This window comes from Promicromonospora sp. NPDC059942, from assembly GCF_042731755.1.
In the GTDB taxonomy this organism is placed as follows: Bacteria; Actinomycetota; Actinomycetes; order Actinomycetales; family Cellulomonadaceae; genus Promicromonospora.
On record NZ_JBHWLR010000003.1, the window covers coordinates 54154 to 68793 of the forward strand.

Here is a 14640-nt window from a genome sequence, read left to right on the forward strand (position 1 = left end):
TGCCGAGATTATCGCGGAGCGGACCAGCGCGGCGGCTCGTGTCAGACCCACAGGTCACCGGGGTGACCTGCACGTCTGACACGGCGGTCACGCCTCGGCGGCAGCGGCCTTTGCCTCCGCGCGCGCCGCGCGCGCCTGCTGGACGCGCCACGACATGCCCGGCCGGCCCTCCAGGTCCGCACCCGCGATGAGGGCGGCGCCGACCGAGGCGAGGTTGTGCAGGAACCGGTCGGCACGCGCGGGTCGCTCCGCCTTGGGCGCGGTGAAGGGCTGGTTCACGACGGCGAGCGGCAGCGTCAGCAGCGCGAGGGCGAGGGCGGAGGCGCGCGGCGCCTTGCCCAGCGCGAGCAGCGTGCCCGCCGTGGCGGTCGCGATCCCGTGCGCGCGCACGAGCGTGGCGACCTGCTTCTCGCTGAGCGGCTCGGCACCGAGTGCCTTGGTCGCCAGGGCCGATCCCGTGCGGGCTGCGGCCACGTGCTCGCTCGGCTTCCGGGCAGCCTGCACGCCGTCGTAGATGAACGAGGAGGCCAGCAGCGGTCGCGCGATGTGTCGAAGCAGCATGGCTCCACCTTGGCAGATGCGGGCGGCAGACGCAGCAGGATGCCCCGCGAGCCGCCGGGAATTCGACGCCGGGGAGCGGGGTTGAAGCGGACGTGGAGCAATGCCTCGAGAAGGATGCGGTGAACGAGACGGTGATCGGCACGGTGACAAACGCAACAACCAGCCCGGAGACGAGCGGCCTGTCCGGTGCGACGGCAGGTCCGGCGGCGGTCGCGCCGAGCGCTCCCCTGATGTTCGGAGCAGTCCCGACGCACCTTCTGGACGCCGGCACGGACTCGGCGAAGGCCACGGCGGACGTCCTGTCCGGCAGCGTCCCGAGCGCTTTCGGCGCCCTTCCGGCCAACACCGGTTGGCCGACGCGGCTAGGCTCAAGGGCGATGACTGACACTTCCCGTGAGCAGAACCAGGGCACAGGCGCCGAGGCCGGCAGCGCCGACGTCGAGGCGCGCCCCGGCGAGACCGCGAGCGAGGCCGTCGTCGGGACCACGGATGTCGACTCCGACACCGACGACGAGGGCACCGAGCGGTCCCCCCAGGAGGAGGACGCGACGGCTCGCGCCGCGCGGTTCGAGCGGGACGCCCTCCAGTACCTCGACCAGCTCTACTCCGCGGCGCTGCGCATGACGCGCAACCCCGCGGACGCGGAGGACCTGGTCCAGGAGACGTTCGCCAAGGCGTTCGCGGCGTTCCACCAGTACCGGCCGGGCACCAACCTGAAGGCCTGGCTGTACCGGATCCTCACGAACACGTTCATCAACAGCTACCGCAAGAAGCAGCGCGAGCCGCAGCAGTCCCAGGCGGAGGACGTCGAGGACTGGCAGATCGCGCGCGCGGCGTCGCACACGTCGCGCGGCCTGCGCTCGGCCGAGGCCGAGGCGCTGGACCGGCTGCCGGACAGCGATGTGAAGCGGGCGCTCGCCGAGCTCCCGGAGGACCGTCGGATGGTCGTGTACTACGCCGACGTCGAGGGCTTCCCCTACAAGGAGATCGCGGAGATCATGGGGACGCCCATCGGGACCGTTATGTCCCGCCTGCACCGCGGACGCCGGCAGTTGCGTGAGCTCCTCGCCGACTACGCCGCACAGCGAGGACTCGTCAGCCAGGCGCCCGGAGGTGCGCAGTGAACAACATCGAACCCGTCCCGCACGACACGGCGGGGGAGTCCGAGTGCGAGCACGCACTGACGCACCTGTACGAGTACCTGGACTCCGAGATGACGCCGGACGACGAGCAGCGCATGCGCGCCCACGTCGCCCACTGCTCGCCGTGCCTGGCGGAGCTGAGCGTCGAGGACCTGGTGAAGCAGCTCGTGAAGCGGTCGTGCAGCGAGCGCGCGCCGGACACGCTGCGCATTCGGATCCATGAGCAGCTGACGGTGATGACGGTCGTCGAGACCGCCTGACACCGGGCATGACGAAGGGCCGGTACCCCGCGGGGGTGCCGGCCCTTTCGCATGCTCAGGCTGTTCGCCTCAACAACGGCTCAGGCTCAGGCCTCAGGCGTTGGGACGCTTGCCGTGGTTGGCGGCCGAGCCCTTGCGGCTACGGCGCTTGCGACCGCGCTTGCTCATGGGTGTCTCCTGACAGGTGACGGACTGAATGGCTCAATGGTCCCACAGATCCGGGGGTTGTCAGGCCGCACGGGGTTGTCAGGTCGAGCAACGCGATATATCGTGTCTCGCATCAACGCGATATATCGCGTTCAGGACCTGACCATCGGAGGCACTCATGAGCACGGACAGCTGGACCGTCACGGGTCCGCAGACCATCGAGCTGCGCGACGTGACCACCGTCGACGCCCATGTCGTCGACGGCCGCCTGGACGTCGTCGCCCACGACGAGCCCGTCGTCCGCGTCGAGGTGCACTCCGTCGAGGGCCGGTCCCTGGACGTCCGCCTCGAGGACGGCCGCCTGGTCATCGAGCACGAGAGCGGCCTGGGCGGCTGGGGCTCGTTCATGAAGCGGTTCGCCGACTTCGGTGGCAAGGCGCGCGCCGACATCCACGTCGCCGTGCCTGCCGGCACCGCGGTGCGCCTGGGCACGATCCGCGGCGAGTGCCTCCTGGCGGGCACGACGGCGGGGGCGTCCGCGTCCACCGTCTCCGGCTCCCTGCTGGTCTCCCGCACGGCCGGCGACCTCAGGCTGAACACCGTCTCCGGCGAGGTGACGGTCCGCGACCACGTGGGCGACATCACGAGCAATACCGTGTCCGCCGACGTCGTGGTGAGCGGGTCCGCCGAGAACGTCGTGTCGTCGTCGGTCTCCGGGGACGTGACGATCGACCTGGCGACCCAGCCGCGGTCGGTCAAGGTCAACTCGGTGTCCGGGAACCTGCTGCTGCGCGTGCCGGACGACGGCGCGGTGGCCGTGTCGGCGCAGAGCGTCAGCGGGCGCGTGACGGTGGGCGGCGCCCAGTTCTCCGGCGGCGGCGGCGCCACGTTCTCCGGCGTCGGACGCACCGATGCCGGGCCCGCCGGCGCTGGCACCACCCGCCTGCGGGCGACCAGCGTCTCCGGCGAGGTCACCGTCGTCGGCGGCCCGCAGGATGCTCCCGTCGACGCCACCCCCGCGGACCACTCGCCCGTGGAGCTCTGATGCCACCGGTCTTCGCCCACGGCGAGCTGCGCCTCTACCTCCTGGTGCTGCTCATGGACGGGCCCCGGCACGGGTACGAGCTCATCACCGAGCTCACCCGGCGCTTCGGGGGCACGTACCGCCCCAGCGCGGGGACCATCTACCCGCGGCTGGCCCGGCTGGAGGAGGAAGGGCTGGTGCGCCGTTCCGCGCCCGGACCGTCCGGCACGCCGGGACTCTCCGGCGCCGGGCGCAAGGGCACGTACGAGCTCACCCCCGCCGGCCAGGCCGAGCTCGACGCCCGCCTCGACGACGTCAAGCGCCTGGAGCGCAGCGTCGCCGAGACGGTACGCAGCCTCGCGGACGACGTGCGGGCCGACATCCGCGACACGATGCGCGGCCTGCGGGCCGAGCTGGCCGCCGCGGCGCAGGAGGTGCGCACCCGCCCGCGACCGGGTCCGGACACCGCGCCGGACCCGCGCCGCACGCAGTCCTACTCGCTGCGGCACGACGCCGAGGCGGTGCTGCAGCGGTTCCGCAACGACGTGCTGGCCGACCTGCGGGAGGCCGACGTCACCGGTACGGTGTCGGCGCTGACCGTGGAGACGCTGCGCACCGTCCTCGACTCGGCGCGGTCCGCGATCCGTGGGACCCTGCCGAACAGCGCGAGCAGCGCACCGCCCGGCGCGCACCGCACGAGCCCGCAGTGACCAGATCAGTGACCCCCCATCCCCATGAACGGAGCACAGCGATGACCACCGAGTCCTGGAGCGTGGCCGCACCGCAGACCATCGAGGTCGGCGGCGCCACGACCCTGACCGTCCGACTGACGAACGGCCGCGCTGAGATCGTGGCCGACCCGAACCGCACGTCCGGTGCCGTCGTGGAGGTTCTCGAGGTCTCCACGCGGCCGCTGCAGGTCCTCGCCGAGCACGGCAACCTCCGGGTCGCGTACGACTTCCCGGGCCTCGAGGGCTTCGTGGACCGGTTCCGCGGCCTCAAGGACCAGGACAGCGCCGTCGTGCGGATCACCGTGCCGGCCACGTCCGTGGTCGACGTCGCGACCGTGGGCGCCGAGGTGGTGGTGACCGGCGCGCAGGCCGGCGTGAACGTGAAGACCGCGGGCGGCGCCATCACCGTCACCGGGACCACGGGTTCCGTGACCACCAAGTCCGGCACGGGAGCCGTCAGCATCGCCGAGCACTCGGGCGACGCGTCGGCCACGACCGTGTCCGGCGCCGTGTCGCTCGCGGGTGCCCTGGGCCGGGTCTCGGTCCAGACGGTGTCCGGTGCGGTCGACGTCACCGCCGTCGGCACCACGCCGCTGGTCAACGCCAAGACCGTCTCCGGCGCGGCGGCCGTCCAGCTCGACGCCGGCGCACCGGTCAACCTCCGCGCGCGCAGCGTCACGGGCAAGGTCGTGATCGACGGGGCGCAGGCGACGTCGAGCGCGCAGCGCACCGTCGTCGTCGACCACGCGGAGCCGGGTGCCGCGGCCTACATCTCGACCAACACGGTCTCGGGTACGGCCACGGTCACCCGCGGCTGACGCCGCCCCGCAGTGCCGGAAGCCCGGGTCACCTTGGGGACCCGGGCTTCCGGTCTGCGCCTCCGGCGCACGCTCTACTTTTTGTCGCCTAGGCGACCTCGTCCTGAGGCAGGCCCAGCCAGCTGTGCCAGCCCGTGTGCAGCACCAGCCACGCCATGAGGCCGTACCCGGCCTGGCCGGGGTAGGTGCCGCCACCCTGCGCCAGGTCGGCGAGCCACTGCTCGTGCTGCGCCAGCGGCGTGTAGGTGTCGACGTACGGCACCCGGCGCCGGCTGGCGACGTCGGCGAACGCGTCGGAGAGCTCCGCGATCCGGTCGCCCTCCGCGGGCGCGCCGGGCGGCGGCCCGACGACGAACGCCGCCGTGCGGTTCGCGTCCGCGACGTCGAGGATGTTCGCCAGGTTCAGCCGCGAGCGCGCGACCGTGAGCCCCGCGGCGACGTCATGCCGCCCCAGGGCCACGACCAGGCGGTTCTCGACCTCGGAGTCCGGGCCGAACCGCGCTGCGGTCTCGGCCTCCCAGCGGGCGCCGAGCTGCGTGCTGTTCTCGCCGGGGACGGCGAGCGTGAAGAGCATTGCGGTCCGGGAAAAGTGGGTACGCGCGACGACACGGCCGGTCCAGCCGAGCGCACGGGCGTCTCCGACACCCGTGGCCAGCTCGTCACCGACGACGCAGATGCGCACCTCGCGATCCTGCAACGGACTCTCCTTGCCTGTTCCCGGCAGCCTGGCGGACGGCCGGTTCCCCATTGTGGTGCACGGAGCGCGGCCGATCGGTGACAACGCGCCGACGGCCGCGCGCCGCGTCGCGGCAACGCGGAGATCCTCAGAGCAGGGTCATCCCCCAGCGGACGCCGTGGTGCGCGCCCGGGGCGAGGTGCACGAGCCGCTCGCCGGTGCGGAAGGCGTCCGCGGCGCAGCTCATCGGCTCGGCGGCGAGGCCCATCCGCCGGCGGCCCGGCTCGATGTGGTCGCCCGTGCAGACCTGCCAGACGTCCTGCGACTCGTCCATCCAGACCGCGGCCGTCTTCCCGTCCGGGCCGGTCAGGTGGGCCCAGGACAGGCCCTTCTCGTCGCGGATCACGTCCACGTAGGCGTCGTCGAGGTCCACGCCGGCGGCGCTGCGCGCCTCGCGCAGGTCGAACATGCCCGACGCCGGCTCGGTGCCGGTCGGCAGCAGCCGCTCGTCGGTCGTGACGCGGGTCGCGGCGTCCAGCCGCAGCGTGCACTCGTCCAGGTCGGCGCCGCCCGTGGACAGCCACGGGTGGAACCCGCAGCCGTACGGCGCGGTGTCGGCGCCCACGTTGGTGACGTCGAGGGTGATCTCCAGGCCGGCGTCGGACAGGGAGTAGCGCATCTGCGCCACGAGCTGGAACGGGTAGCCCGGCCGCGCCACGAGCTCGAGCTCGAGCGTGACGGCGGAGCCGGTGTGCTCCACCACGGACCAGCGGTCGAACGCCGCCAGGCCGTGCAGCGCGGTGTTGCGCGCCGGCTCGGTCACCGGGAGCTGGTGGCTCACGCCGCCGTACTCGTAGGCGCCGTCCCGCAGGCGGTTGGGCCACGGGATGAGGACCGCGCAGTTGAACACGGGGTTGATCTCGTCGGCGCCGAACGGCACCACGACATCACGGCCGTCCACCGAGTACTCTCGCAGCGCCGCACCCACCTGGGTGACGGTGGCGCGATGGCCCGCGTGGCTGATGCGGAACTGGTCCCCGGAAGGATGGGGCCTTGCGGCAGCAACCGGAGGAATTTCTGTCGTCACACTCACACCGTAACCGTAGGGCAATTTTCGCCTGCGCCACGTAGCGTGAGACAGCAGACTAGAGAGCAGGCTAGACGGTCGGGCCCCACACAGCACGCGGGGCCCCTGACGAACTGGACCCGACGGCGGGTCCGCGCGGGCAGCTCTGCCCGCCCCAGCAGTAGGAGGAACCATGGAACAGCAGGTACTCGGACGGACTGGTCGGCTCGTATCGGCCGTGGGCCTGGGCACCTGGCAGCTCGGCGCCGACTGGGGAGAGGTCAGCGAGAGCGACGCCCATGCCGTTCTCGAGGCCTCGCTCGAGGCCGGGGTGACCTTCTTCGACACCGCGGACGTCTACGGCGACGGCCGCAGCGAGCAGGTGATCGGCGGGTTCCTCAAGGAGCACCCCGAGGCCGGGATCACCGTGGCCACGAAGATGGGCCGGCGCATGGACCAGGTGCCGGAGAACTACGTGCTGGAGCACTTCCGCGAGTGGACCGACCGCTCCCGGCAGAACCTCGGCGTCGACCGCCTGGACCTGGTGCAGCTGCACTGCCCGCCCACGGCCGTCTACTCCACGGACGCCGTGTACGACGCGCTCGACGAGCTCGTGTCCGACGGCGTGATCGCGGCGTACGGCGTGAGCGTCGAGAAGACCACGGAGGCCCTGGAGGCCATCGCGCGTCCGAACGTCGCCTCCGTGCAGATCATCCTCAACGCGTTCCGGCTCAAGCCGCTCGAGGAGGTGCTGCCCGCGGCGTCCGCGGCGGGCGTCGGCATCATCGCGCGCGTGCCGCTCGCCTCCGGGCTGCTCTCCGGCAAGTACACCAAGGACACGGTGTTCGCGGAGAACGACCACCGCAGCTTCAACCGGGACGGCGCAGCCTTCGACGTCGGCGAGACGTTCTCGGGCGTGCCCTACGAGGTGGGTCTCGAGGCGGCGGCGCGGTTCACCGAGCTGTCCCGCGACATCCTGGGCGACAGCCTCACGCCGGCCCAGGCCGCCATCGCCTGGGTGTGGCAGCAGCCGGGCGTCTCGTCCGTCATCCCGGGCGCGCGCAACGTCGAGCAGGCCCGGGCCAACGCGGCCGCCGGCCACGCAGAGACGCTGGGCCCGCTGTTCACGTCGGGCGTGCGGGAGATCTACGACGAGCTGATCAAGGAGCACGTCCACGACAAGTGGTGAGGCTCCCGCCCGGGCCGGGTCAGCCCTGGTCCGGGCGGAACACGCAGAACTCGTTGCCCTCGGGGTCGGCCAGCACGTCCCAGAAGACGTGCGGGTCAGGTGAGTCCTCGCGGCTGGTGAGCAGTGTCGCCCCGGCCGCGAGGAACCGATCCGTGTCGCCCCAGACATCCCAGTGGATCCGGTTCTTGACGGTCTTCGGCTCGGGCACCGGGATGAAGAGCATGAGCCACGGCAGCCCGGCGCCCGGCTCCAGCCGGTACCACGGCCGGTCGGCGAACCGCACGGGCCGCACGCCCAGCCGCTCGCCCCACCAGGCACTTGCCGCCGCGGCGTCCGCGCAGTCCACGACCAGGGCGTAGAGGCGGTAGCGGCCCACCGATGACCCCTGGTCCGGGAACGCGCAGAGCTCGCCGCCCTCCGGGTCGCGCAGCACCGTCCAGTGGTCCTGCTCGATGTCCGCGTACTCCGCGGCGGGCACCGCGCCCAGCCGGGTCAGCTCGTCGACCGTGGCGTGCAGGTCCAGGTGCACCCGCTGCTTCACGGAGCGCGGCTCGGGGACCTGGTTGATCCAGATGGTGTGCTCCGGGACGTCGTCCTCGAGCACGAGGTCCGCGGCGGAGTCGTCGCCGGCCGGTCTTGACCGCAGGCCCAGGGCCGCCGACCAGAAAGCGCCGAGCGTCGGTCCGTCGGTCGCGTCGATGACCAGGTCCTTGACGGCTGCGTCTGCCATGCCGCCAGCCTAGGGTGCGCCGGTCCCGGGCGTGAGAAAGGCGGGCGCCCCCGGGGGGACGCCCGCCTTGCTCAGGATGCGGTCAGCCGCGGGTGAAGGCCTGCTCCAGCAGGGTCTTCTGCTGGGCCTGGTGCAGCTTCGCCGTACCGGCCGCCGTCGAGGCGGACGCCGGGCGGGAGACCACCTTGACGTACGGCACGTCCAGCGGCAGCGCCAGGTGGATGAAGCCCCACGCGCCCTGGTTCTGCGGCTCGTCCTGGACCCAGACCACCTCGGCGTCGCCGTACTTGGCGAGCTCCGCGCGGATCTGCGCCTCCGGGAACGGGTAGAGCTGCTCCAGGCGGACGATGGCCACGCCCTCGTCGCCGCGCTTGGTGCGCTCGGCGAGCAGGTCGTAGTACACGCGGCCGGTGCACAGGAGCACGCGGTCGACCTTGGCGGTGTCCGCCGTCGCGTCCGGGATGACCTCCTGGAACGTGCCCGAGGTGAAGTCCTCCACCGCGGACGCCGCCGCCTTGAGGCGGAGCAGCTGCTTGGGCGTGAACACCACCAGCGGACGGCGCGGCCGGGCGTAGGCCTGGCGGCGCAGCAGGTGGAAGTACGACGCCGGCGTGGACGGCTGCGCGATGGTGATGTTGTCCTCGGCGCCGAGCTGCAGGAACCGCTCGATGCGGGCCGACGAGTGGTCGGGCCCCTGGCCCTCGTACCCGTGCGGCAGCAGCATGACCACCGACGACGACTGGCCCCACTTCTGCTCGGCGGACGAGATGAACTCGTCGATCACCGTCTGGGCGCCGTTGACGAAGTCGCCGAACTGCGCCTCCCAGAGCACCAGGGCGTCCGGGCGCTCCACCGAGTAGCCGTACTCGAAGCCGAGTGCCGCGTACTCCGACAGCGAGGAGTCGTAGACCCAGAACTTGGCCTGGTCGCCCGACAGGTACAGCAGCGGGGTCCACTCGGCGCCGGTCTCCCGGTCGTGGAGCACCGCGTGGCGCTGCACGAACGTGCCGCGCCGCGAGTCCTGGCCGGCGAGGCGCACCGGGGTGCCCTCGGCGAGCAGCGTGCCGAAGGCCGCGAGCTCGCCGAAGCCCCAGTCGATGCCGCCTTCCTTGGCCATGAGCTGGCGCTTCTCCAGCAGCTGGGCCAGCTTCGGGTGGACCGTGAAGCCCTCCGGCGGCGTGACGTGCGCGTCGCCGACCCGCTGCAGCGCGTCGTGCGAGATAGCGGTCTGCCAGCCGACCATCGTGCCGGCGTCCTCGCGCTGCGACTCCGGGCGCTCCAGGCCCGCGAGGTGCTCCGTCTCCGGGGCGGGCGTGAAGCCGGACTTGGTCTCGGTGAAGACCCGCTCGAGCTGCGACTGGTAGTCCTGCAGCGCGTGCTCGGCCTCCTCGACGGTGATGTCACCGCGCGCGACCAGGTTCTCGGTGTACAGCTTGCGCACCGAGCGCTTGGTCTCGATGAGGTTGTACATGAGCGGCTGCGTCATCGACGGGTCGTCGCCCTCGTTGTGCCCGCGGCGGCGGTAGCAGATGAGGTCGATGATGACGTCCTGGCCGAACTGCTCGCGGAAGGCGAAGGCGAGCTCCGCCGTGCGGACGACGGCCTCGGGGTCGTCACCGTTCACGTGCATGACGGGGACCTGGTAGCCCTTGGCGACGTCGGTCGCGTAGGTGGTCGACCGCGACGCCGTCGGGCCGGTGGTGAAGCCCACCTGGTTGTTGACGACCACGTGGATGGTGCCGCCGGTGCGGTACCCGCGCAGCTGCGACAGGTTCAGCACCTCGGGGACCACGCCCTGGCCGGCGAAGGCCGCGTCGCCGTGCACCAGGATCGGCAGCACGGAGAACCCGTCACCGCCGAGGTCGATGCGGTCCTGCTTGGCGCGGACGATGCCCTCGAGCACCGGGTCCACCGCCTCCAGGTGCGACGGGTTCGCCGCGAGGTAGACGCGCGTGGTGGCGCCCGACTCGGAGGTGAACGTGCCCTCGGTGCCGAGGTGGTACTTCACGTCGCCGGAGCCCTGGACGCTCTTGGGGTCGAGCTGGCCCTCGAACTCCTTGAAGATCTGGCCGTAGCTCTTGCCCGCGATGTTCGCCAGCACGTTGAGGCGGCCGCGGTGGGCCATGCCGATGCCGACCTCGTCGAGGCCGCCCTCGGCGGCGCGCGACAGGATCGCGTCGAGCAGCGGGATCAGGGACTCGCCGCCCTCCAGCGAGAAGCGCTTCTGCCCCACGAACTTGGTCTGCAGGAACGTCTCGAACGCCTCGGCGGAGTTCAGGCGGCGCAGGATGCGCAGCTGGTCCTCGCGCGGCGTCTTGGCGTAGCCGGCCTCCAGACGCTCCTGGAGCCACTTGCGCTGACCCGGGTCGGCGATGTGCATGTACTCGATGCCGATGGTGCGGCAGTACGAGTCGCGCAGCAGGCCGAGGATGTCGCGCAGCGTCGCCTTCGGCTTGGGGCCGAAGCCCGCCGTCGGGAACGTGCGGTCCAGGTCCCACAGCGTCAGGCCGTGGGTCTGGATGTCCAGGTCCGGGTGCTTGCGCTGGCGGTAGGCCAGCGGGTCGGTGTCGGCCATGAGGTGGCCGCGCGAGCGGTACGCCTGCACGACCTCGGCGATCTTGGCCGGCTTGGCGGCCTCGACGTCGGCGTCGACCGTGTTGTCGCGCACCCAGCGGACGGGCTCGTACGGGACGCGCAGCGCCGCGAAGACGCGGTCGTAGAAGCCGTCCAGGCCGAGCAGCTTGTTCGAGATGATCTTCAGGAACTCGCCGGACTGGGCGCCCTGGATGATGCGGTGGTCGTAGGTCGACGTGACCGTCATGACCTTCGAGATGCCCATCCGGGCGAGCTGCTCCTCGGACGCGCCGGCGAACTCCGCCGGGTAGTCCATGGCGCCGACGCCGATGATCGTGCCCTGCCCCTGCATGAGGCGCGGCACCGAGTGCACGGTGCCGATGCCGCCGGGGTTGGTCAGCGAGATCGTGGTGCCCTGGAAGTCCGGCACGGCGAGCTTGTTGCCGCGGGCCTTGCGGACCAGCTCCTCGTAGGCCGCCCAGAACTCGGCGAAGTCGAGCTCCTCGGCCTTCTTGATGCTGGGCACCAGGAGCTGGCGCGAGCCGTCCGGCTTGGCCAGGTCGATCGCGAGGCCGAAGCCCACGTGCGCGGGCTGGTTCACGCCCGGCTTGCCGTCGACCGGCTCGTAGTGCGCGTTCATGACGGGCATGTCGGCCAGCGCCTCGACCAGCGCGAAGCCGATGAGGTGCGTGAACGAGATCTTGCCGCCGCGTCCGCGCTTGAGGTGGTTGTTGATGACGATGCGGTTGTCGACCATCAGCTTCGCGGGCACGGCGCGCACCGAGGTGGCGGTGGGGACCTCCAGCGAGGCCTCCATGTTCGTGACCACGCGCGCGGCGGGGCCGCGCAGCTTCTGGATGTCGTCGACGGCGTCCGGGTGCGCCACGGGGCGCTCGAACGTGTCCGCGTAGTGCGTGGTGGGCGGGGTGGCGATCGGGCTGGCCGGGTTGACCTTCGGGTCGGCCGGCAGGGCCTTCTCACGCACCTGCTGCTCGGCCTCGGCGGCGGCGGTGCCGCCGGTCACCGGGCCGGCGCTCTGCGCGGGTGCCTCGGGCGCCGGCGTCGCGGCGGGCGCGGCAGCCGGGGCGGACGCCGCGGGCGCGGCCGTAGGCGCTGCGGTCGGTGTCGGCGAGGCCGGGGCAGGCGCCTGGGCGCCGTCCTTGGTGGAACCGTTCTCGCCCGGCGTGTAGTCGGCGAAGAAGTCCCACCACGCGGGGTCCACCGCGTTCTTGTCCTTCAGGTACTGCTGGTAGAGCTCGTCCACAAGCCATTCGTTGGCTCCGAATGACGAGCTCGCCACGCTGATCGACTCTGAACCAGCCTTAGGGGACACGCGCGGATCGCCCACCTTCACCACAGTTGCGTTCGTCGCGCGCCGCACAGGGGTCACAGCGCGCACAGCCCGAATGGTTTTCGGACCCTCCAAGGGTAGGCCCTCTGCGCTCCGCGGGGGGCGTGATCCCGCGGGTGTTGCGGGCGGGTCCGGTGCCAAAGAAGTCGGTTCGTCATGTTTCTCGCACCCAGAGCAAACGCAGGGCAACATTCGGCCTCGAAGTCCCCAACGTGGTGTTACGGGGTTTCGCCCGGCACGGACAATCTTTGGCGTCTGTGACAGAAATCACGGGACTCCGTCTCACGTTCTGGCCCCGCGCAGCCCTAGGCTGCTGGGTTTCTCGCCGCCCGGTTCAGACCGAGTGCGTCGTCGTGACACCCGGCGCCGGGTGGGCCCGCGCGGGGAGCGTGACGCGCATCGTCGCGCCCCGGTCGGAGTCGACCACCTCGACCTGCCCGCCGTGCAGCTCGACCGCCCAGCGGACGATCGCGAGGCCGATGCCGGTGCCGCCGCTCGACCCGACGGTGCCCGACCCGACCGTTCCGCCGCCGCCCATCGTGTCGACCAGGGACTCGTCGACGGTGCCGGCCCGGCCCTTGTCGCCCCGGTTCCGGCCGCCCCGGCGGCTGACGCCCCGGCCGCCCCCGTCGCGCCCCGCATCCCCGCGCTGCGCGCCGGTCGACCCGGTGCCGCGGACGAACCGCTGGAAGATCCGCTCGCGGTCCGCGGCGGCGATGCCGGGCCCCTCGTCGCTCACCTCCAGCACGATGTCCGACCCCTCCGTGCCGTCCACGGGGTATGCGTCGAGCCGCACGACGCCGCCCTGCGGCGAGTGCCGGATGGCGTTCTGCAGCAGGTTGATGACCACCTGGTGCAGGCGTTCGGCGTCGCCCTCGATGATCAGGTCCTCGGGGGTGACGTCCACGACGTAGTGCAGGTCCTTGGCGGCGTCGACCATCTGGAGGTCCTCGGCGCAGTGCTCCAGGAAGTCGCCCACGGCGATCTGGCCGATGTTCAGGGCCGAGGCGCCCGCCTCGATCCGGGAGAGGTCCAGCAGGTAGGTGACGAGCCGGGTGAGCCGCTCGGTCTGGGCGTGCGCCTGCTCCAGCGCGGCCGGGGTGGGCTCGACCACGCCGTCGACCATGTTCTCGAGCTGCGCCTGGAGCGCGGCGACGGGCGTGCGCAGCTCGTGCGACACGTTCGCGATGAGGTCGCGGCGGGTCTGCTCCACCGAGGCGAGGTCCTCCGCCATCCGGTTGAAGGCGTGCGCGAGCTGTCCCACCTCGTCGCTGCTCGTCGCGCGCACCCGGCGGGAGTAGTCGCCGTCGGCCATGGCCTGGACGGCCTCGGTGATCTCCCGCAGGGGCGACGTCATGCCCCGGGCCAGGATCTGGGTGACCAGCAGCGACAGGATGATCGCCAGGGGGAACGTGCGGCTCGGCCCCAGGGACGCCTGGAGGCCGAGCCAGGTGATGAGCACCGCTGCCGTCACGGTGGCCGCGACGAGCACGCCGAGCTTGATCTTGAGCGACCGCAGGGGGTCGAGCGGGCGCACGTCGGGGACGCGGGGCACGTGCGGTCTCATCGGAACGACACCTGCTACTGGTTCGCGGGCGGCTCGAACGCGTACCCGACGCCGTGGACGGTCCGGATCAGGTCCGGCCCGAGCTTGCGCCGCAGCGCCTTGATGTGGGAGTCGACGGTGCGGGTGCCGCTGGCGTCGGCCCAGTCCCAGACCTCGGCGAGCAGGCGCTCGCGCGTGAGCACGGTCTTGGGGGAGCCGGCGAGCATGACGAGCAGCTCGAACTCCGTGGGGGTCAGGTGCACTTCCTCGCCCCCGCGGTAGACGCGGCGCTGGGCGCGGTCCACCGTCACGTCGCCCATCGTCATGGGCGGGTCCGCGGGCGTGGTCGCGGCGGCCTGCGCCGCGCGGTCGACCCGCCGCAGCAGCGCCTTGATCCGGGCCACCAGCTCGCGCATGGAGAACGGCTTGGTCATGTAGTCGTCCGCGCCGACGCCCAGGCCGACCAGCATGTCGGTCTCGTCGTCGCGCGCGGTGAGCATGAGGATCGGGGTGGGGTGCTCCGCCTGGATGCGGCGCGTGACCTCGAGCCCGTCGATGCCCGGGAGCATCACGTCGAGCACCACGAGGTCGGGGCGCAGCCGGGAGGCGGCGTCGACGCCGGACAGGCCGTCGCGCGCGACCTCGACACGCCAGCCCTCGGCGGACAACCGCTGGGCGATCGCGGTGGCGATCGTGGGCTCGTCCTCCACCACGAGGACGGTCGCGCTCTGCTGACCGGTCGAGGTGGTGGCCGGCGCCGCGCCGGGCTGCTGCGGGGCCCCAGACGGCTGGGGAGTACCAGATGACATAGGTCAATCATGCCCG

Annotated in this window: 14 protein-coding genes; 6 read left to right on the forward strand and 8 right to left on the reverse strand. The window is 71.9% G+C overall.

The features are described 5' to 3' along the window. Positions 1–87: 87 nt before the first annotated feature. A complete protein-coding gene (locus ACFV9Q_RS05315; protein WP_377230390.1) occupies positions 88–561 on the reverse strand; it encodes a DoxX family membrane protein in 474 nt (157 codons plus the stop codon). 377 nt (positions 562–938) lie between these two features. Between ACFV9Q_RS05315 and ACFV9Q_RS05320 the strand changes: the two genes are divergently transcribed. Next, positions 939–1685, forward strand: a complete 747-nt coding sequence (locus ACFV9Q_RS05320; RefSeq protein ID WP_377230389.1) for a sigma-70 family RNA polymerase sigma factor — start codon at positions 939–941, stop codon at positions 1683–1685. Beyond that, positions 1682–1963, forward strand: coding sequence for a mycothiol system anti-sigma-R factor (gene rsrA / locus ACFV9Q_RS05325; protein WP_377230388.1), 282 nt, complete (start codon positions 1682–1684; stop codon positions 1961–1963). The genes ACFV9Q_RS05320 and rsrA overlap by 4 nt, the downstream gene beginning before the upstream one ends. Positions 1964–2056: 93 nt before the next feature. Here the strand turns inward: rsrA and ACFV9Q_RS05330 are convergent, their stop codons facing one another. Further along, positions 2057–2131, reverse strand: coding sequence for a 50S ribosomal protein bL37 (locus tag ACFV9Q_RS05330; protein ID WP_156968370.1), 75 nt, complete (start codon positions 2129–2131; stop codon positions 2057–2059). Positions 2132–2288: 157 nt separating this feature from the next. On the opposite strand from ACFV9Q_RS05330, the gene ACFV9Q_RS05335 reads away from it, so the two are divergent. Genes ACFV9Q_RS05335 through ACFV9Q_RS05345 form a run of 3 tightly spaced genes read left to right on the forward strand, consistent with a single transcriptional unit; the run spans position 2289 to position 4683 of the window. Next, on the forward strand, positions 2289–3155 hold the full coding sequence (locus ACFV9Q_RS05335; protein WP_377230387.1) for a DUF4097 family beta strand repeat-containing protein: 867 nt from the start codon (positions 2289–2291) through the stop codon (positions 3153–3155). Then, positions 3155–3844 carry a PadR family transcriptional regulator gene (locus tag ACFV9Q_RS05340; RefSeq protein ID WP_377233499.1) on the forward strand — a complete coding sequence of 230 codons (690 nt, stop codon included), beginning with the start codon at positions 3155–3157 and terminating at the stop codon, positions 3842–3844. The genes ACFV9Q_RS05335 and ACFV9Q_RS05340 overlap by 1 nt, the downstream gene beginning before the upstream one ends. Before the next feature lie 41 nt (positions 3845–3885). Then, the gene (locus tag ACFV9Q_RS05345; protein ID WP_377233500.1) at positions 3886–4683 is read left to right on the forward strand and encodes a hypothetical protein; all 798 of its coding nucleotides are present in this window, start codon (positions 3886–3888) and stop codon (positions 4681–4683) included. A gap of 88 nt (positions 4684–4771) precedes the next feature. Here ACFV9Q_RS05345 and ACFV9Q_RS05350 read toward each other — a convergent pair whose 3' ends face one another. Both ACFV9Q_RS05350 and ACFV9Q_RS05355 read right to left on the reverse strand, forming a co-directional pair. Continuing rightward, positions 4772–5365, reverse strand: coding sequence for a GDSL-type esterase/lipase family protein (locus ACFV9Q_RS05350; protein ID WP_377229555.1), 594 nt, complete (start codon positions 5363–5365; stop codon positions 4772–4774). Positions 5366–5507: 142 nt separating this feature from the next. Next, positions 5508–6452, reverse strand: coding sequence for an aldose 1-epimerase family protein (locus ACFV9Q_RS05355; protein ID WP_377233501.1), 945 nt, complete (start codon positions 6450–6452; stop codon positions 5508–5510). 166 nt (positions 6453–6618) lie between these two features. On the opposite strand from ACFV9Q_RS05355, the gene ACFV9Q_RS05360 reads away from it, so the two are divergent. Continuing rightward, entirely contained in the window at positions 6619–7614 is a 996-nt protein-coding gene (locus ACFV9Q_RS05360; protein ID WP_377229552.1) for an aldo/keto reductase, read from the forward strand. Positions 7615–7633: 19 nt separating this feature from the next. Here the strand turns inward: ACFV9Q_RS05360 and ACFV9Q_RS05365 are convergent, their stop codons facing one another. The 4 genes from ACFV9Q_RS05365 to ACFV9Q_RS05380 all read right to left on the reverse strand — a co-directional run bounded on the left by ACFV9Q_RS05365 (position 7634) and on the right by ACFV9Q_RS05380 (position 14624). Beyond that, entirely contained in the window at positions 7634–8344 is a 711-nt protein-coding gene (locus ACFV9Q_RS05365; RefSeq protein ID WP_377233502.1) for a VOC family protein, read from the reverse strand. Positions 8345–8426: 82 nt separating this feature from the next. Then, positions 8427–12251, reverse strand: a complete 3825-nt coding sequence (locus ACFV9Q_RS05370; RefSeq protein ID WP_377229550.1) for a multifunctional oxoglutarate decarboxylase/oxoglutarate dehydrogenase thiamine pyrophosphate-binding subunit/dihydrolipoyllysine-residue succinyltransferase subunit — start codon at positions 12249–12251, stop codon at positions 8427–8429. 352 nt (positions 12252–12603) lie between these two features. Then, positions 12604–13836 carry a sensor histidine kinase gene (locus tag ACFV9Q_RS05375; protein ID WP_377233503.1) on the reverse strand — a complete coding sequence of 411 codons (1233 nt, stop codon included), beginning with the start codon at positions 13834–13836 and terminating at the stop codon, positions 12604–12606. Between the two features lie 14 nt (positions 13837–13850). Beyond that, positions 13851–14624, reverse strand: coding sequence for a response regulator transcription factor (locus ACFV9Q_RS05380; protein WP_377229548.1), 774 nt, complete (start codon positions 14622–14624; stop codon positions 13851–13853). Between the last annotated feature and the right edge of the window lie 16 nt (positions 14625–14640).

What these genes read in the sequence shown, in the direction of transcription:
- ACFV9Q_RS05315 (WP_377230390.1), bottom strand. Translation starts at nt 561, where the DNA reads ATGCTGCTTCGACACATCGCGCGACCGCTGCTGGCCTCCTCGTTCATC.
- ACFV9Q_RS05320 (WP_377230389.1), top strand. Translation starts at nt 939, where the DNA reads ATGACTGACACTTCCCGTGAGCAGAACCAGGGCACAGGCGCCGAGGCC.
- ACFV9Q_RS05335 (WP_377230387.1), top strand. Translation starts at nt 2,289, where the DNA reads ATGAGCACGGACAGCTGGACCGTCACGGGTCCGCAGACCATCGAGCTG.
- ACFV9Q_RS05340 (WP_377233499.1), top strand. Translation starts at nt 3,155, where the DNA reads ATGCCACCGGTCTTCGCCCACGGCGAGCTGCGCCTCTACCTCCTGGTG.
- ACFV9Q_RS05345 (WP_377233500.1), top strand. Translation starts at nt 3,886, where the DNA reads ATGACCACCGAGTCCTGGAGCGTGGCCGCACCGCAGACCATCGAGGTC.
- ACFV9Q_RS05360 (WP_377229552.1), top strand. Translation starts at nt 6,619, where the DNA reads ATGGAACAGCAGGTACTCGGACGGACTGGTCGGCTCGTATCGGCCGTG.
- ACFV9Q_RS05365 (WP_377233502.1), bottom strand. Translation starts at nt 8,344, where the DNA reads ATGGCAGACGCAGCCGTCAAGGACCTGGTCATCGACGCGACCGACGGA.
- ACFV9Q_RS05375 (WP_377233503.1), bottom strand. Translation starts at nt 13,836, where the DNA reads ATGAGACCGCACGTGCCCCGCGTCCCCGACGTGCGCCCGCTCGACCCC.
- ACFV9Q_RS05380 (WP_377229548.1), bottom strand. Translation starts at nt 14,624, where the DNA reads ATGTCATCTGGTACTCCCCAGCCGTCTGGGGCCCCGCAGCAGCCCGGC.